Below are 18186 nucleotides of genomic sequence, written 5' to 3' on the forward strand. Positions count from 1 at the left end.
TAAGCAGCCGTCCCTGGCGCTTCAACGGCTTAAGGGAGCCGCGGATAAATGCCAGGGCCGATGGGCAGTCCTGCCAGATACCAGCCCACCAGCAACAGCAGCCAGACGGCGAGAAAAATCAGCGGATAAGGGAGCACCAGCGAGTAGTAAGTCCCGAGGCGGGCGTCGGGTCGGTAGCGCTGTAAAAAACCGAGAAACAGCGGTACAAACGGTGAAACCGGCGCCAGCGGCAGCACCGATGAATCGGCGATGCGAAACAGGATCTGCGCAAACGCCGGGTGAAAGCCCAGCAGCATAAACATCGGCACGAAGATCGGCGCCAGAATCGACCAGATGGCCGAGCCGCTGGCGATAAACATGCACAGAAAAGCCGACAGCAGCGCCAGACCGACAAACGCCGGGACGCCGTTCATGCCGGCGCTCTCCAGCAGGTCCGTCAGGCCAACGGCCATAAACTTGCCCATATTGCTCCAGTTGAACATCGCCACGAACTGCGCCAGCGGGAAGACCATCACGATAAATCCGGCCATCTCTTTCATCGGCTCAATCATCAACTGCGGCAGATCGGCCTGACGGCGAATTTTGCCAGTGGCGATGCCGTAAGCCAGCGACACGACAAAGAAGAAAAAGATGATCAGCGGCACGATGCCTTTGATAAACGGCGAGGGCATCACCGTGTGCTGAACCGGATCGCGAAGAATGCCGTTTTCAGGAACCACCATCAGGGCGATGACCGCCACGAACGCCAGCGTTGCTACCCCGGCGATGCGCAGGCCGAAACGCTCCTCAGTGGTCAGGGTTTGCAGCTTTTCGTCGCGGCTGCCTTGCCACTGTCCCAGCCTCGGCTCCACCAGCTTGTCAGTGATTAAACCGCCGACGAGGGTCAGGAGGATCACCGAGGTCGCCATAAAGTACCAGTTGTCGATCACGCTGACGTGCAGAGAGGCATCGATGGATTTGGCCGCCTCGGTGCTGATCCCGGAGAGCAGCACGTCGGTGGTGACGATCAGTAAATTGGCGGTAAAGCCGCAGCCCACGCCGGCTATCGCCGCCAGCAGGCCGGCGACCGGATGCCGACCGACAGCGAGAAACATCAGCGCCCCCAGCGGCGGCATGATCACCAGCGCGGCGTCGGAAGAGATATGGCTGAAAAAGGCGATGAATAGCACCATATAGCTGGCATAACGGGCGCTAACGTGGGAGGCCATCTTGACCATCAGCGCGGGCAACAGGCCCACCCGCTCGGCAAAGCCGGCGCCCAACACCAGGGCGAGGATCGCCCCCAGCGGCGCGAAACCGCTGAAGTTTTTAATCACGTTCGGTAAAAACCAGTGCAGCCCTTCCACGCTGAGCAGGTTTTTGACCACCACCCGCGACCCGTCCGCCGGGTTTTGCACCCCGACGTTGAAGGCGGAGAGTATCGCCGTGGCGGCGATCAGCGCCACGATAAGATAGATAAACAGCAAAAACGGGTGCGGGACCTTATTACCGATCTTCTCTACCCAGCCATAGCGCTTTCCGGCGGGGGAAGGCGACGGTATGGATGACATACTCATGGGCGTTCCTCTGTTGTCGTTGTTGTGTTGGGCAGGCCTGCTCCCGTACTGCCGGCGGTTATTATGGTCGGTGCGTGCCGCTATGCCGGTCAGCGTCTGTCAGGAGCGGTCTGGTCTTATGGTTATCGTAAAACCGACGGTCTCACCTCCGCCGGAATAGGGCAGCGGTAAGGATGTTCGGCCAGCGCCTGCCTGAGCTCTCGCTGGCTGGCCTCCAGCAGCGCGCGGTCGCTGAATAAACGGATCGCCGTCGCCGCGAGGACTTTCCCCGCCAGCAGCATCCCTTTATGGGCGATGGCGGTGCGTCCCTGGCTCACCAGCTGCCAGCTGTGCAGCGGGGTACCCACCGCGAAGCAGGGGCTGAAGCATTGGGCCACCGGCGCTTTCCAGCTGACGTCGCCGACGTCGGTGGAGCCGGCGAGAATCGTATCCGTGGCCGTCCACGGCGCCACCTCATCAATCAGCAGCGTATCGCGGTGGCGACGAGCGAAGGTTTTCCCCGCCTCGCCGCCGGTGCCGGCGATATTGTTCAGGCTGTTGTTGATATCGTTGGCGCTGAGCGTGGCGCGGATCGCCGCGGCAAAGGCGCGATCGTCGTCGCTCCATGCCGGCGTGCCGTAATGCGCTACCGCCTGATACATCGCCGCTTCGAGCGTGCGGTTGGGCAGATAGCTGGAACAGGCTTTTTCAAAGCGGCAGCTGACGTGGGTCTCGGTCATCAGCGCGGCCCCCTGGGCAATCTTCTCAATGCGGGCGAAGATCTGTTCTACATCTGCCATCTCCGGGGCGCGGATCAGATACAGCACTTCCGCCTGGGCCTGGACGACGTTGGGCGAGACGCCGCCGGTATCGGTAATGGCGTAATGAACCCGCGCCTTTTCGATAATATGTTCATTCAGGAAGTTACTGCCGGTGGTCATCAGGGTGACCGCGTCCAGGGCGCTTCGCCCCAGGTGCGGCGAATTGGCGGCGTGGGCGGCGGTGCCGGTAAAGCGCCACGCCGCCTGAATGTTGGCGAGGGTGCGGGTGCTGAACATCCCGGCCCAGGCCTCCGGATGCCAGGTGAGGGCCGCATCGACGTCATCAAACAGCCCTTCGCGCACCATGAACGTTTTGCCCGAGCCGCCTTCTTCCCCCGGGCAACCGTAGAAGCGCAGGGTGCCCGCGCCGCCGTGCTGCTGCAGCCATTTTTTGGCGGCAACCGCCGCGGCGAAAGCCGCTGTCCCGAGCAGGTTGTGCCCGCAGCCGTGACCGTTGCCCCCCGGCGTTGACGATGTCGGCTCCGCGCAATGGGCCTGCTGGCTGAGACCCGCCAGGGCGTCAAACTCGCCCAGCAGGGCAATAACCGGTTGGCCCTCGCCGAGGCTGGCGATAAAAGCATTGGGGATCCCGCCAGCATCACGGGTCAGCTGGAAACCTTCCGCTTCCAGGGCGTCCGCCAGCCGCCGGGCGGACCAGAACTCCTCAAAGCGCGTCTCCGGGTGGTCCCAGATATCATCGGCGATGGCGCAATAGGTCTCGCGGCTTGCCTCAATTACCTCTTCAACAAACTGAAAAATCGGGTCCATCACACCCCCCGCTGCCAGGGAAAGTTAAGCGCGACGCGCGCCAGGGTGTCGACCGCGACCGTCATTACGCTCTCGTCGAAGTCAAACTTCTCGTTGTGATGACCGGCGCTCAGTTCGGTGCCGAATATCATGTATGACGCAAGGCCGCCGCGCGCCTGGACCCGGGCCATCATCAGGGTGGCGTCTTCCGATCCCGCCGGGGCGGCGATGCGATCCACCGCCTGCTGCACGCCGGGCACCCGCGCGGCCTGTTCGCGCAGGTACGCCACCCACGCCGGCGACGGGGCGCTGGCGGTGGCGGCCCCCATCATGCGTAACTCGTACCCGGCTTGATACATCGCCGCGGCCCCGGCGATGACGTGCTGCGCCCGGTCAAAAACATACTGGTTGATGGCTTCGCTTTCGCCGCGGGTTTCCACTTTTAACAGAGCCGAGGAGGGCACCACGTTGCGTCCGGTGCCGGCCTGCATCACCCCGACGTTGACCCGCGAAGCGCCGGCGCTGTGCGGTGGGATGGCGTGCAGGGCAAGGGCGGCCTGGGCGGCGGCGAGCAGCGCGTTGCGCCCATCTTCAGGCTTGCCGCCGGCATGAGCGGCCACGCCGCTGAACTGCACATCGAATTTGGTGGTGGCCATAAAGTTGTCGCCACCGCACACCACGGTGCCGACCGGGACGCCGGTGCCGATATGGATGGCGGTAAAATAGTCCACCTCGTCCACCACGCCGGCGGCCACCATCGCGCGGGCGCCGCGGGTACCCTCTTCAGCAGGCTGGAAAATCAGTTTAATGACGCCATTGAGCTGGGCGACATACTGCTTGAGCACATGCGCCAGCCCCAGCCCGATGGCGGTATGCCCATCGTGGCCGCAGGCGTGCATCATGCCGGCGTTGCAGGAGGCGAAATGGTCGCGATGGGGGCGATGGCTGTCATCGTGCTGCTCATTGAGGTCGAGGGCGTCCATGTCGACGCGAAAGGCCAGGGTTGGGCCGGGACGTCCGGTGTCGAGCGTCGCCACCACGCCGGCGAACCCGCCTTCAAACGCCGGCAACCAGCGTTCCGGCGCCCCTTGCTCGCGGGCGCGCTCGAAAGCCTTGGCCAGGGTCTCCTCATCCGGCAGCCCCATCCGGCTGTCGGCATCGATGACGTCGCGCCCCAGCGCCAGCTGGTAGCCGAGCCCATCGAGGATCTTCGCCACCTTACTGGCGGTGCGAAACTCCAGCCAGCCGGATTCAGCGTGCAGGTGAAAATCGCGGCGCCATTGGGTCATGGCTGGCGCCAGCTGGCGCAGGTATTCATCAAGTTGCGGCATAGCTTATCCTGTCATAAGTAAAAAATGTGATGGCGTTCACGATGTGATAGCTTTTATTTATCACTGACACGCTACACGCCTTAACGCTCTTAACCTGCCACAGCCTGATGGATTACAGTAGATGTCATTTTCTTGCGTCTGATAAACAGCGGTTATCACCAAAAGCATGGCCTTTCAGATCAAATTTCATCAAATTCGCGCCTTCGTCGAGGTGGCCCGGGAAGGGAGTATTCGCGGCGCCAGCCGCTCGCTGGCGATCTCGCAGCCGGCCTTGACCAAAGCGATTAAAGAGCTCGAGGAGGGGCTTTCCGCTCAGTTGTTCGTCCGCCGCCGCCAGGGGGTGGCGCTGACTGACAATGGCGAAAGTTTTTATCAACATGCGAGCCTGATCCTTGAGGAGCTGCGGGCGGCGCAGGATGAACTGCTGCAGCGTCAGGGAGAGCAGGCCGGGCAGATCAATATTGGCCTTGGCGCCAGCGTCGCCCGGTCGCTGATGCCGTCGGTGATCTGCCGCTTTCATCAGCAGCATCCTCAGGTGAAGGTGCGGATCATGGAGGGCCAGCTGCTGGCGATGATCAATGAGCTGCGCCAGGGAGAGCTGGATTTCACCATCAATACCTACTATCCCGGGCCGTACGACCATGAGTTCAGCTTTGAAAAACTGTTTGAGAAACCGTTCGCGGTGTTCGCTCGCGCGGGGCATCCGGCGGCGCAGGCCACCTCGCTGGTGGAGCTGATGGATCACCACTGGACCATGCCGACGCCGCGCGGCAGCTACTTTAAACAGCTGCAGGACAGGTTTAATCAGGCCGGGCTGGCGCCAAAGGTGAATATTGTGTGCGAGACCTTCTCGTCGTGCATCAGCCTGGTGGTGAAAAGCGATTTTCTCAGTATCCTGCCGGTGGAGCTCGGCAACGATCCGCTGATGGCGGACAAGCTGATGATGATCCCCGTCCGCGAAGCGTTGCCGACGGCGGCCTATTTTCTGATCCAGCGGCGCGACACCCGACAGACGCCGCTAACGGCGTCATTGATCACCCTGTTTCGCCGCCAGAGTCGACAATGGTTTCCTTAACCGCCCGTCGCGCTCACTTTGCCAGCAGACGGGGATAAACGCATTGAGGGGGGAGCACGAGGCGGCTATAGTAGCTGGCGACAGCCGCTGGAGGAGAGCCCATGAACCTTGATGACAAATCCCTGTTTCTTGACGCCATGGAAGATGTCCAGCCCCTGAAACGTAACAATGACGTGCACTGGCATCCCGGGCGCAACAGTCGCGCCCCGCAGCGCGTCGACACCCTGCAACTGGATAATTTTCTCACTACCGGCTATCTCGATATCGTACCGCTCGCCACGCCGCTGGAGTTTAAGCGCGAAGGGCTGCAGAGCGGCGTGCTGGATAAGCTGCGGCGGGGGAAATACGGCCAGCAGGCGAGCCTCTCCCTGCTGCGCCAGCCGGTGGAGCAGTGCCGGCAGATGCTCTTCGCCTTTATGGTGCAGGCGCAGAAAGAGGGGTTACGCAATGTGCTGATCGTTCACGGCAAAGGCCGCGACGATCAGTCCCACGCCAATATCATCCGCAGCTATCTGGCGCGCTGGCTGGAAGAGTTGCCGGAGGTGCAGGCCTTCTGCGCCGCGCTTCCGCACCACGGCGGCAGCGGCGCCTGCTATGTCGCGCTGCGTAAATCGGCCGAAGCGAAGCAGGAGACCTGGGAGCAGCACGCCAAGCGCAGCCGTTAGCGCATCAGCAGCGTCAGCTCGCGGGCGGCTTTTTGCAGCTCCGGCAGCACGCGGTCGATCATTTCGCGGGCCGACATCTGGCCCGCATGCACCCCGACGTTCAGCGCCGCCTGCACCTGACCCTGGGCGTTAAACAGCGGTACCGCGAGGGAGCGCAGGCCCATCTCCAGCTCCTGATCGTTGAGGGCATACCCCTGTTGATGCACCCGTTTCAGCTCGGCGCGCAGCTTCGCCACCGAGTCCACCGTCTGCGGGGTATAGCGGATCATGGTTACCCTCGCCAGCATATCGTTGAGCTTCTCCTCTGGCTGATGGCTGAGCAGCACCCGGCCCATCGAGGTCGCCCACGCCGGAAGGCGGCTGCCGATATCGAGGTCGATGGTCATGATCCGCGAGCTGGAGGCGCGGGCGATATACAGAATATCGTCGCCATCGAGGGTGGCGATGGAGCAGGACTCGTTGAGCATTTCGCTCAGATGCCGCAGCACCGGCTGCGCCGAACGCGCCAGCGGCGTCGAGGCCAGCCAGGCGTGACCGAGGGCCAGGATCCGCGGCCGTAGCTGAAAGTTTTTACCGTCTTCGGCATAGACGAACCCCAGCTTGCTCAGGGTATACAGGCAGCGGCGCACCGCGGCGCGCGGAATACCGGTCTTCTGACTGATCTGTGAGATAGACAGCAGGGGCCGCTGCGGCGTGAATGCCTGAATGACCTCCAGGCCGCGCGCAAGCGAGGCCATAAAGTTAGGATCGCCCTTAAACGGATCGCCGTCGCCGGTCAGTAAATCGTCTGGATGCTTATCCATTTCTGTTCCCCATATTTGCCATCGATCACATTCTTTCGCTAAAGATAACCGATGTTCGATTATCGCACCATATTTCGATTATCGCCCTTGACCGACATCGTTAAGCGGGTCACATTTTGTGCGAACAACGAATAAAAGTGCGATTACCGCACATCAATGGAGCGACCTGATGATTGATAAAAGCGTATCGACGCTGAGCGAGGCCATCGCCGGGATCCACGACGGGGCGACTATTATGATCGGCGGCTTTGGTCCTGCCGGCCAGCCGACCTTTCTGATTGACGCCCTGATAGACCAGGGCGCCCGCGACCTGACCATCATTAACAACAACGCCGGTAACGGAGAAGTGGGGCTCGCGGCGCTGCTGAAGGCTGGCCGGGTGCGCAAAATGATCTGCTCCTTCCCGCGCCAGGTCGATTCACAGATTTTTGATGACCTCTATCGCCGCGGCAAAGTGGAGCTGGAGCTGGTGCCGCAGGGCAACCTCGCGGCGCGGATCCAGGCCGCCGGCGCCGGGCTGGGCGCGGTCTTTACCCCCACCGGCTACGGCACGCCGCTGGCGGAAGGGAAGGAGACACGGGAAATCGACGGCCGCCACTATGTGCTGGAGTATCCGATCAAAGCCGATTTCGCGCTGATTAAAGCTCACCAGGGCGACCGTTGGGGCAACCTGGTGTATCGCAAGGCGGCACGCAACTTTGGCCCGATTATGGCGACGGCGGCGAAAACCACCATCGTTGAAGTCTCGCAGCTGGTGTCGCTGGGCGACCTCGACCCTGAACACATTATCACCCCCGGCATTTTCGTCCAGCGCCTCTTCTCGCTGGAAAACCTGACTGCCGCACAACGCGCCTGAGGAGCCCGAGATGCAAAAACTGACCCGTGACGAAATGGCCCAGCGCGTGGCCCGCGATATCCCCGAAGGCGCTTACGTTAACCTCGGTATTGGCCTGCCGACCCGGATTGCCAATTACCTGCCCGCCGACAAAGAGGTGTTCCTGCATAGCGAGAACGGCCTGCTGGGCATGGGGCCGAAACCGCTGCCTGGCGAAGAAGATCCGGAGCTGATCAATGCCGGAAAAGAGTACGTCACCCTCCTGCAGGGCGGCTGCTATTTCCACCATGGCGACTCCTTTGCCATGATGCGCGGCGGCCATCTCGATATCTGCGTGTTGGGGGCCTATCAGGTCTCTGCCAGCGGCGATCTCGCCAACTGGAGCACCGGCGCGCCGGACGCTATCCCGGCGGTCGGCGGGGCGATGGATCTGGCCATCGGCGCTCGACAGGTGTTTGTGATGATGGACCATCTGACCCGCGACGGCGAGTGCAAGCTGGTGGAACAGTGCAGCTATCCGCTGACCGGGGTCGGCTGCGTTAGCCGGATCTATACCGACCTGGCGGTGATCGACATTACCGACCGCGGCCCGGTGGTGCGGGAAATCTTTAACGGTCTCTCTTTTGAAGAGCTGCAGCGCATCACTCCGGTGACGCTGACCTTTGAACAACTGGCGGAAAGCGCGTAAGGAACCTATGATGAATCAGGCATTTATCTGTGATGCGGTGCGTACACCCTTTGGCCGTTTTGGTGGTACTCTGGCGACGATGCGCGCCGACGACCTCGCGGCGCTGCCGCTGAAAGCGCTGCTGGAGCGTAACCCGGGGCTGGATCCCTCGCGCATTGACGATGTGATTCTGGGCTGCGCCAACCAGGCCGGGGAAGACAACCGCAACGTGGCGCGCATGGCGCTGCTGCTGGCCGGGCTGCCGGAGAGCGTGCCCGGTAGCACCATCAACCGCCTGTGCGGCTCCAGCCTCGACGCGATCGGCGTCGCGGCGCGGGCGATTAAAAGCGGTGAAACGCAGCTGATGATCGCCGGCGGGGTGGAGAGCATGTCCCGGGCGCCGTTTGTGATGGGTAAAGCGGAGAGCGCCTTTAGCCGCAACATGCAGATGGAAGATACCACCATCGGCTGGCGCTTTATTAACCCGCAGATGAAAGCCTTGTACGGTGTCCATTCCATGCCGGAGACGGCGGAAAACGTCGCCGATGAGTTTGCCATTTCCCGCGCCGATCAGGACGCGTTCGCCTTGCGCAGTCAACTGCGCGCCGCCGCGGCCCAGGAGGCAGGACGTTTCGCCGATGAGCTGATCGCCGTCCAGGTGCCGCAGCGCAAAGGCGAGCCGCTGCGGTTTAGCCGCGATGAACACCCGCGCAGCACCTCGCTGGAGGCGCTGGCTAAACTGCGCGGCGTGGTGCGCGCCGACGGCAGCGTCACCGCCGGGAATGCCTCCGGCGTTAACGATGGTGCCTGCGCGCTGCTGCTGGCCAGCGAAACCGCGCTGGCGGCCAACGATCTTCAACCGCTGGCCCGGGTGGTCGGCGTGGCGACGGCGGGGGTGGCGCCGCGCATTATGGGCTTTGGCCCGGCGCCGGCGGTGCGGAAGGTGCTGGCGCAGACCGGCCTGACGTTAGCCCAGATGGACGTGATTGAGCTGAATGAAGCCTTCGCCGCCCAGGCGCTGGCGGTGACCCGCGATTTGGGCTTACCGGACGATGCCGCCCATGTGAACCCCAACGGCGGGGCGATCGCCCTGGGGCATCCGCTCGGCGCCTCCGGCGGCCGCCTGGCGATGACCGCGGCTTACCAGCTGAAACGGACCGGCGGCCGCTACGCGCTGTGCACCATGTGCATCGGCGTCGGGCAGGGGATCGCCCTGATTATTGAACGTGTTTAAGGAGCCAGAATGAGTTTGTTGACCCCGATGTTGCGCAGCAGTCCGCTGACCGACTGGTTCAGCGACGCGCAGCGGGTGCAGGGCATGCTGGATTTTGAAGCGGCGCTGGCCCAGGCGCAGGCCGCCTGCGGCATGGTGCCGACGGCGGCGGTCGGGCCGATTGTCGCCGCCTGCCGCCACGAGGCGATCGATTTTACCGCCCTCGGCGAGGCGGCGGTGGGGGCGGGTAACCTGGCGATCCCGCTGGTGAAACAGCTGACGGCCCAGGTAAAAGCGCGCGATCCGGACGCCGCGCGCTACGTTCACTGGGGCGCCACCAGTCAGGACGCCATCGACACAGGTCTGGTGCTCCAGCTGCGCGGGGCGCTGGAGGCCGCTGAGACCCTGCTTGAGCAGCTGTTGGCGGCCCTCGCCGGGCAGGCGGATCGTTATCGCGATACCGTGATGCCGGGCCGGACCTGGATGCAGCACGCGCTGCCGGTGACCTTTGGCCTGAAGCTGGCGGGTACCCTCGACGCGCTCCTGCGCTGGCAGCAGCGGCTGCGCGAGATGCGTCCGCGTCTGCTGGTGCTGCAGTTCGGCGGCGCCGCGGGGACCCTGGACGCGCTAAAAGAGAAAGGGCCGGCGGTTGGCCAGGCGCTGGCGCAGAATCTTGGTCTGACGCTGCCGGATACCCCGTGGCACAGCCAGCGCGATCGGCTGCTGGAGGCGGGCGCCTGGTTCGCCGGCGTCTGCGGCACCCTGGGGAAATTCGCTAACGACTTCTCCCTGCTGATGCAGACCGAAGTGGCGGAGGCGGGCGAGCCGGTAGCGGAAGGGCGCGGTGGCTCGTCGACGATGCCGCATAAGCGCAATCCGGTGGCCTGCGCGGCGATCCTGACCGCCGCCCAGCGCACGCCGGGTCTGATGGCGACCCTCTACGCCTGCCAGATTCAGCAGCACGAGCGGGCGCTGGGCGGCTGGCAGGCGGAGTGGGAGACCCTGCCGGAGCTGATTACCCTGGTGGGCGGGGCGCTGGCGCAAAGCGAGGCGCTGGTGCGCGACATGCAGGTCTTTCCGCAGAAGATGCGCGCCGATCTCGATATCACCCACGGGCTGATCATGGCTGAGGCGGTGACCCTGGCGCTGGCGGAATTCATCGGCAAAGCCGAGGCGCATCATCATATTGAGGCGCTGTGCCGTCAGGCGCTGGACCGCCTCTGTCCGCTGGTCGATCTGCTCGCGGCGGATCCGCAGGTCAGCCAGTATCTCTCCCGCGAACGTTTAACCACGCTGCTGGAACCGGCAACGGCGACCGGCAGCGCCGAATGCTTTGTGCGCCAGGTGCTGGCGCGTTATCAGGAGCAACATGATGAATCTTGATTATCAACTCGACGGACCGGAAGGTGCGCCGGTTATCGTTCTCTCCAACTCGCTGGGCACCACCCGGGCGATGTGGCAGCCGCAGATTGAGGCGCTAACCGCCCATTTCCGGGTGCTGCGCTACGACATCCACGGCCACGGTAAAACGACGAAAAATGGCAAAGTGACCCTCGCCCAGCTGGGGGAAGATGTAATTGCGCTGCTCGATCATCTGAATATCGACCGGGCCTGGTTCTGCGGGATTTCGATGGGCGGTCTGACCGGTCTGTGGCTGGGCCGCTTTGCGCCAGAGCGTTTTTATGGTCTGGCCGTCGCCAACACCGCGGCGCGCATCGGCGATCAGGCCAGCTGGCTGTCGCGGGCGCGGGCGGTACGCCAGGAAGGAATGGCGGTGGTGGCCGCCGGGGCGGCGGACCGCTGGTTCACCCACGCGTTTCGCCAGAAGGCGCCGGAGGTGGTGGAGGCCCTGTGTCACCAGCTGACCCATACCGATGCCGAAGGCTATGCCGCCTGCTGTGAGGCGCTGGCCGCCGCCGACCTGCGGGGCGAAGTGGGGCAGATCCCGCTGCCGACGTTAATCATCGCCGGGGAAAGTGACCCTGTCACCACGGTCGCTGACGCCAATTTTCTGCAGCAGCAGATCCCCGCTTCCCAGGTGGTGGTTCTGCCGGCATCGCATCTGTCAAACATTGAGGCGGCGAAGAGCTTTACTTCAGCGCTGCTGAGCTTTTTCCAGGGAGAACGCCATGGAGGATAAACAGCGCTACCAGGACGGAATGGCGGTGCGGCGCAAAGTGTTGGGCGACGCCCACGTCGACCGTACCCTGCAGCATCTGACGCCGTTGAATGACGAGTTTCAGGACTTTATCACCCGCTACGCCTGGGGTGAGACGTGGACGCGTCCGGGGCTCGACCACCACACCCGCAGCATGATCACCATTGCCATGCTGATCGCTCTCAATCGCGAGGCGGAGCTGAAGATGCATCTACGCGCGTCGTTTAACAACGGGGTGACCCGCGATGAGCTGAAAGAGCTGATCATGCACTCTGCGCTGTATTGCGGACTGCCGGCGGCCAATGCCACGATGCATCTGGCGCAGCAGGTGTTTGACGACATCGACGCCGGGCGGGGTTAAGTCGTCGTCCGAGTCGGATTGCCCGGCAGTTGTTGTAGGCCGGGTAAGGCGTAGCCGCCACCCGACATAATGGCGGGTACGGCGCCGATAGATTGCGCAGCGGCGCTGCGCTTGCCGGGCCTCCGAGGTGTAAGCTTGCAAGAGGATCCTGTAGGCCGGGTAAGGCGCAGCCGTCACCCGGCGAAATAACGGCACAATCGTCAATTTCCCTGTTTGCAATGCGCCTGGCAGGGCTACAACTTCTATGTTAATTCCGGGCAGATTGCGCTCCCGGTTGATCTTCTGCGTTATGTCTCTTATGGCGCAGGGAGCGCACAGGGGGCGGCCAGTCGCCGCCGCCCCCTGTACCCCCGGGCTCCGGCCAGCAAAATCGCCGCTGCGCGGTCCCTTCGACTTATCCCTGCAGGCTTCGGGTCGGGCCGAGGCAGCGTCCCTGCAAAACACGGCCCTCAGCCCGCATCCATGCGGGCTGCCCCGGCCTTCCGGGAACGTCTCAGCGATGTTGAGGCCGCCAGCATCGGCAGTTTCAGCAACAATGGTGAATAAATTAACGGCAGGTCGTACGTACATAGGCCGGGTAAGGCGTAGCCGCCACCCGGCATAATGGCGGGTACGGCGCCGATAGATTGCGCAGCGGCGCAGCGCTTGCCGGGCCTGCGAGGTGTAAGCCTGTGAGAGGATCCTGTAGGCCGGGTAAGGCGTAGCCGCCACCCGGCGACATTGCCGATACGTTAACCCTTATTTCTCAGGCTCCTGCGGCGCGACAGCCGGGGCGGCGTACCAGGCTTCCTGCGGCACCACCACTGCGGCTCGGGGCTGCATCACATAGTTCGGCGACATAATCTGCACCCCGAATTCGTTAAACACATCAATAATGCTGCTGTGTAACGCGTTACGGCCATCTGGCAGCTTCGTCGCGGGTAATAAGCGCACCTGCAGCTCATACGAGGTGTACCAGTCGAGCAACCCCAGCTTACGCACCACCGGCGCAATTTGCTGATCGACCCCGGGGGTGCGTCTCGCCGCCAGCTCCAGCAGCGCATGAACCTGGCGCCAGGGCGTATCGTAGCCGATGGTGACGCTGGTAGTGAGATTGAACCCGCCGTCGCTGCTCTCGGCGCTGAGATTGACAATCTTGCCGCTCACCACCACCGCGTTCGGTACCGTCACGATGTAATTCTCACGGGTGAGGATCTTGGTCGCCAGCACGCCAATCTCGCTGACCTGTCCCTCATTGTCAGCGAGGCGGATCCAGTCGCCTTTCCGCAGCGCCCGGGAGTAGATTAGCACCAGGCCGCTCATCGCATGGTTCATCACCCCGGTCGAGCCGAGGGTCAGCATCAGGCCGAAGAACACGCTGATGCCCTTGAAGGCAAGGGAGTTGGCGCCGGGAAGAAACGGGTAGGCGGCGGAGAGGGCGAACAGCCAGATGACCACCGAGATAAGCCGACGGGTAGCGCTCACAGTCTCCGGATGAATGCCGGGAACCTGAATGCGGCCGGCGGCGACCTGGTCGAGAACCACCTTCACCAGGCGAATGATGAGCCAGGTAATGAGAAAAATAAGCACCACGATCATCAGCCCCGGCAGGGAAGCGACAATCGACAGCGAGATATCGCGGATCACCCCCAGCGACCAGTCACCCAGCGATTCACTCCATACGCGCGTCCAGGGAAACAGACTGAAGGCCCAGCTCAGCCAGATGTAACAGGCCAGGACACCGACGAGGATCGCCAGCGCGGCATACAATCGGACCTCGATATTGCCGAGAAAGCGCCGCCAGTGCTGGGGAATAGCGCTGCGCTTTTCGAGGATCCGCAGCTGGAAAAAGCGCCGTACCCGCCGCCAGGTGCGGAAGGCGCCGTAGTAAAACAGCGCCAGCAGCAGCGCCCCGGCGAGGGCCTTACCGGCGGAGATCAGCAGATAGCGTTGATTGAACTGTTCCTGCAGGCCGGTGCGCTGGGCTTCCATCCGCGCCAGCACCCGCTGGGCCGCCTGGTCGAGGGTTAAATCATCACCTTCGTCGAGATCCGCCTGGCTCAACAGCAGCACCGGTTTGCCGTTCATCAGAAACAGCCGTCCCGGCTGACCATAGCGAATAACCGGCACGATCCGCAGCGGCTGGCGAATATCATCCTCGGTAAATGCGCGCAGGGCGCTGCGGGTGCGCAGCACGCGCTCTTCTGGCGTCGTCTGGCCAAAGGTCGCCTGCAACATCACTACCGGCTGGTGGAAAATATATACCGTGCGCGCCTTTTCGCGAGCGGTTGGCTGCTGCCGCGGCTCTGCGGCCAGCGCCGGCTGTAACGCCAGCAGCGCCAGTACCCAGAGGATAACCACGCTTATCCTGTTCATAGAAGCACCTGAGAAAGAGAATTATTGTTATTTTTCAGCAAGCAAGGGAGGACTTGTAGTTGAGCATAGCCTGGCAGGAAGTGAATTCAAGCTGGCGCGGCGCGGGCATAAAAAAAGCCGTCACCTGAACGGCGACGGCCTGCTGTTAGCGCCAGAAGGGGGTGTTAGCCGTGCTGTTTACAGCCAGCGCACTGCTTGTTCTGGATCTGCTGGAAGAAATCGTTGCCTTTATCGTCGACGAGAATAAACGCCGGGAAATCTTCCACTTCGATTTTCCAGATAGCCTCCATCCCCAGTTCCGGGTAGGCCACGCACTCGAGGCTCTTGATGCTCTGTTGCGCCAGCACCGCCGCCGGGCCGCCGATGCTGCCGAGGTAGAAGCCGCCGTGTTGGTGGCAGGCGTCGGTGACCTGCTGGCTGCGGTTGCCTTTCGCCAGCATCACCATGCTCGCGCCGTGGGACTGCAGCAGATCGACGTAAGAGTCCATGCGGCCAGCGGTGGTCGGGCCGAGGGAGCCGGAGGCGTAACCGGCAGGCGTTTTGGCCGGGCCGGCGTAGTAGATCGGATGATCTTTCACGTACTGCGGCAGTTCCTCGCCGTTGTCGAGCAGCTCTTTCAGCTTAGCGTGCGCGATATCACGGGCGACGATAATGGTGCCGTTGAGGCTCAGGCGGGTGGAAACCGGATGGGCGGACAACTGCGCCAGGATCTCGCTCATCGGCTGATTCAGGTTAATGCTGACCACCTTGCCTTCGCCCTGCTGACGCAGATGCTCAGGGATATATTTCCCCGGATTGCTCTCCAGCTTCTCAATCCAGATGCCGTCGCGGTTGATTTTGGCTTTGATGTTGCGGTCGGCGGAGCAGGAGACGCCCATGCCGATCGGACAGGAGGCGCCGTGGCGCGGCAGGCGGATCACCCGGATATCGTGGGCGAAGTATTTGCCGCCAAACTGCGCGCCGAGGCCGAGGTTTTGCGCTTCCTGCAGCAGTTCCTGTTCAAGCTGCACATCGCGGAACGCCTGACCGTGCTCGTTGCCTTCGGTCGGCAGGCCATCGTAGTAGCGGGTAGAGGCCAGCTTGACGGTCTTCAGCGTTGCTTCCGCCGAAGTCCCGCCGATGACAAAGGCGATGTGGTACGGCGGGCAGGCGGCGGTACCGAGGGTGCGCATCTTCTCGACCAGATAGTTTTTCAGCTTCGTCGGGGTGATCAGCGCTTTGGTTTCCTGATAGAGATAGGTTTTATTGGCGGAACCGCCGCCTTTCGCCATGCACAGGAATTTATATTCGTCGCCGTCTACGCTGTAGAGATCGATCTGCGCCGGCAGGTTGGTGCCGGTGTTGACCTCTTTATACATATCCAGCGGGGCGTTCTGGGAGTAGCGCAGGTTATCTTCGGTATAGGTGTTGTACACGCCCTGCGCCAGGGCGGCTTCGTCGCCGCCGCCGGTCCAGACGCGCTGGCCTTTTTTACCCATGATGATGGCGGTGCCGGTGTCCTGACAGGTGGGCAGGACGCCTTTGGCGGCGATTTCCGAGTTGCGCAGGAACTGCAGGGCGACATACTTATCGTTATCGCTGGCCTCCGGGTCGAGCAGAATCGAGGCCACCTGCTGCTGATGGGAGACGCGCAGCATAAAGGCGGCATCGTGGAAGGCCTGTTGCGCCAGCAGGGTCAGCGCCTGCGGTTCCACTTTCAGCACTTCCTGGCCGTCAAACTCGGCGACGGAGACGTGCTCTTTGCTGAGCAGATAGTATTCGGTATCGTCGTGCGCCAGCGGGAATGGATCCTGATAAACAAACGGTTTAGTCGACATAATCACTTACTCCATAAAGATAAAAACCGCCGGGGTGCTCCCGGCGGTTATGAATCAGAACATCATGGACATCCACGGATAGCCAATCAGCAGCAGGGCGGCCAGGAAGATGGCGCCAAAGATGGTGCCGAGGCGCCAGTAATCTTTGGTCGGCAGATAGCCGCTGCCGTAGTAGATCGGGCTCGGGCCGGTACCGTACGGGGTGATGATCCCCATTACGCCCAGCGAGGTCACCATCAGCAGAACGAACACTTCCATATTCATTCCCGGAATGGTGGCGGCGATGGTCAGCATGGCCGGCAGCAGCGCGGTAGTGTGCGCGGTGGTGCTGGCAAACAGATAGTGCAGCAGGTAGAACGCCAGCAGCAGGACGATGGTCGCCATTCCCGGGGAGATACCGCTCATCAGCGCGCCGCCCTCTTTACCCAGCCAGGCGATAAAGCCGGTGGAGGAGAGGCCGTCGGCCAGCGCCACCAGGGTGGCGAACCAGACAAAGGTGTTCCACGCCGCTTTATTGTTGGTGATATCGCTCCAGGAGAGCACGCCGGTCCACAGCATCAGCACGATAACCAGCAGGGCGGCCAGGGCCGGTTCAATCCAGTCGGCGGCGAAGATCCACATCATCAGCGCGAAGCAGACGAACACCAGCAGCAGGATCTCATTGCGCGACAGTTTGCCCAGTTTTTCCAGTTCACGAGCGGCCCACAGCGGCACTTCGTTATTGACTTTCACTTCCGGCGGGTAGAACCAGTAGGCCAGCAGCGGCATGGTCAGGATCAGCAGTACGCCAAGCGGCAGGAAGGCGATGAACCAGGTGCCCCAGGAGATGTTGATACCGACGATGCTTTTTACCAGCGCCAGCGCCAGCAGGTTCGGCGCCAGTGCCGACAGGAACATCGAACTGGTGATACAGGCGGCGGTGATCGCTACCCACATCAGATAGGAACCGATTTTACGCGCGCTCGGATCGTTCGGTTTTGAACCGTACAGCGGCGGCAGGTTGGCGATAATTGGGTAAATGGTGCCCCCGCTGCGCGCTGTATTCGACGGCGTAAACGGCGCCAGCAGCAGATCCGCGAAGGTGATGGCGTAGCCCAGCGTCAGGCTGCGACGGCCGAGATATTTCACCAGAATCAGCGCCAGGCGGCGGCCGAACTGGGTTTTATCGTAGCCGGCGGCGAACATAAACGCGCCGAAGATAAGCCACACGGTGGAGTTGCCGAAGCCGCTCACCGCCCACTTAAAGGAGGCGCCAGCCATTTTGAAGCCGGGTGCGGCCATCTGTTCCGGGCTGAACAGCAGCCACTGACTGCACAGGGCGATGACCACCACGCCGGTGATGCCGATAACGGCGCCAGGCAGTGGTTCAAAAATCAACCCGACGATCACCCCGACGAAGATAGCGAAGTAGTGCCAGGCGTACGGCGGCAGGCCGTCCGGGACCGGGACGAAGAGTAACAGCACAGCAACGATAATCGGCAGCGCCATCATCAGGAGACGTTTTTTATTCGCAGTCGTTGGATTGACTGCACCGGCAGGCGGTATGGTTGTCTTTTTCTCTTTCATAATGAGTATCTGCAAGTTGTTGAAAATAACGTTTCCGCCAGCGATGCGCTCAGTGATTTCTTTAATTACAAAAATTACTTTAGTTTTTATTTTGCGTTTCTGAGTATCGTCTTGGCGATTATTTAACGCGGTTTGATGGGCGTTAAATTAAATTTGTTGGTTATTTATATATTGCGCTTTCAATGGTCGTTGCAATTGATCGAGATCAAGAAAAGCAGGTGATTTCACTATTTTTTT

The 18186-nt window shown here is 62.0% G+C and carries 15 protein-coding genes; 8 read left to right on the forward strand and 7 right to left on the reverse strand.

Annotated features, from left to right (window positions below):
* Positions 1–29: 29 nt before the first annotated feature.
* From abgT to ABLU73_RS11415, 3 genes are all read right to left on the reverse strand, one after another.
* The gene (gene abgT, locus ABLU73_RS11405) at positions 30–1556 is read right to left on the reverse strand and encodes a p-aminobenzoyl-glutamate transporter (RefSeq protein ID WP_023318148.1); all 1527 of its coding nucleotides are present in this window, start codon (positions 1554–1556) and stop codon (positions 30–32) included.
* Positions 1557–1678: 122 nt separating this feature from the next.
* Complete coding sequence (locus tag ABLU73_RS11410) at positions 1679–3124, reverse strand: M20 family metallopeptidase (protein ID WP_348850213.1); 1446 nt, start codon at positions 3122–3124, stop codon at positions 1679–1681.
* A complete protein-coding gene (locus ABLU73_RS11415; protein WP_064794820.1) occupies positions 3124–4434 on the reverse strand; it encodes a M20 family metallo-hydrolase in 1311 nt (436 codons plus the stop codon). The genes ABLU73_RS11410 and ABLU73_RS11415 overlap by 1 nt, the downstream gene beginning before the upstream one ends.
* A 166-nt stretch (positions 4435–4600) precedes the next feature.
* Here ABLU73_RS11415 and ABLU73_RS11420 point away from each other — a divergent pair, with 166 nt between their 5' ends.
* Positions 4601–5509 (forward strand): LysR family transcriptional regulator, encoded by a 909-nt coding sequence (locus ABLU73_RS11420; RefSeq protein ID WP_004887019.1) that lies wholly within the window; start codon positions 4601–4603, stop codon positions 5507–5509.
* A gap of 101 nt (positions 5510–5610) precedes the next feature.
* Positions 5611–6174, forward strand: a complete 564-nt coding sequence (gene smrA, locus ABLU73_RS11425) for a DNA endonuclease SmrA (protein WP_004887017.1) — start codon at positions 5611–5613, stop codon at positions 6172–6174.
* On the opposite strand, the gene ABLU73_RS11430 is transcribed toward smrA, so the two are convergent.
* Complete coding sequence (locus tag ABLU73_RS11430; RefSeq protein WP_004887014.1) at positions 6171–6977, reverse strand: IclR family transcriptional regulator C-terminal domain-containing protein; 807 nt, start codon at positions 6975–6977, stop codon at positions 6171–6173. The two genes, smrA and ABLU73_RS11430, sit on opposite strands and share 4 nt — an antisense overlap.
* 169 nt (positions 6978–7146) lie before the next feature.
* Here ABLU73_RS11430 and ABLU73_RS11435 point away from each other — a divergent pair, with 169 nt between their 5' ends.
* From ABLU73_RS11435 to pcaC, 6 genes are read left to right on the forward strand one after another with little or no spacing between them, the layout of a single operon-like run.
* The gene (locus tag ABLU73_RS11435) at positions 7147–7833 is read left to right on the forward strand and encodes a 3-oxoacid CoA-transferase subunit A (RefSeq protein WP_004887011.1); all 687 of its coding nucleotides are present in this window, start codon (positions 7147–7149) and stop codon (positions 7831–7833) included.
* A gap of 10 nt (positions 7834–7843) precedes the next feature.
* Positions 7844–8500, forward strand: a complete 657-nt coding sequence (locus tag ABLU73_RS11440) for a 3-oxoacid CoA-transferase subunit B (protein ID WP_004887008.1) — start codon at positions 7844–7846, stop codon at positions 8498–8500.
* 10 nt (positions 8501–8510) lie between these two features.
* The gene (gene pcaF, locus ABLU73_RS11445; RefSeq protein ID WP_004887005.1) at positions 8511–9713 is read left to right on the forward strand and encodes a 3-oxoadipyl-CoA thiolase; all 1203 of its coding nucleotides are present in this window, start codon (positions 8511–8513) and stop codon (positions 9711–9713) included.
* Between the two features lie 9 nt (positions 9714–9722).
* On the forward strand, positions 9723–11075 hold the full coding sequence (locus ABLU73_RS11450; RefSeq protein WP_114465314.1) for a 3-carboxy-cis,cis-muconate cycloisomerase: 1353 nt from the start codon (positions 9723–9725) through the stop codon (positions 11073–11075).
* A complete protein-coding gene (pcaD, locus tag ABLU73_RS11455) occupies positions 11065–11832 on the forward strand; it encodes a 3-oxoadipate enol-lactonase (protein ID WP_348850215.1) in 768 nt (255 codons plus the stop codon). The genes ABLU73_RS11450 and pcaD overlap by 11 nt, the downstream gene beginning before the upstream one ends.
* Positions 11822–12211, forward strand: a complete 390-nt coding sequence (gene pcaC / locus ABLU73_RS11460) for a 4-carboxymuconolactone decarboxylase (protein ID WP_004886998.1) — start codon at positions 11822–11824, stop codon at positions 12209–12211. Before pcaD ends, pcaC begins: the two co-directional genes overlap by 11 nt.
* Positions 12212–12949: 738 nt before the next feature.
* Here pcaC and ABLU73_RS11465 read toward each other — a convergent pair.
* From ABLU73_RS11465 to ABLU73_RS11475, 3 genes are all read right to left on the reverse strand, one after another.
* Positions 12950–14566: a mechanosensitive ion channel domain-containing protein gene (locus ABLU73_RS11465; RefSeq protein ID WP_117263090.1), complete on the reverse strand. Its 1617-nt coding sequence runs from the start codon at positions 14564–14566 to the stop codon at positions 12950–12952.
* Between the two features lie 164 nt (positions 14567–14730).
* Complete coding sequence (fumA, locus tag ABLU73_RS11470; RefSeq protein WP_048294808.1) at positions 14731–16383, reverse strand: class I fumarate hydratase FumA; 1653 nt, start codon at positions 16381–16383, stop codon at positions 14731–14733.
* Positions 16384–16437: 54 nt separating this feature from the next.
* Positions 16438–17949 carry an anion permease gene (locus ABLU73_RS11475; RefSeq protein WP_049092623.1) on the reverse strand — a complete coding sequence of 504 codons (1512 nt, stop codon included), beginning with the start codon at positions 17947–17949 and terminating at the stop codon, positions 16438–16440.
* Positions 17950–18186: the final 237 nt, after the last annotated feature.

The organism is Klebsiella sp. GG_Kp175, from assembly GCF_040062325.1.
Classification (GTDB): Bacteria; Pseudomonadota; Gammaproteobacteria; order Enterobacterales; family Enterobacteriaceae; genus Klebsiella; species Klebsiella quasipneumoniae.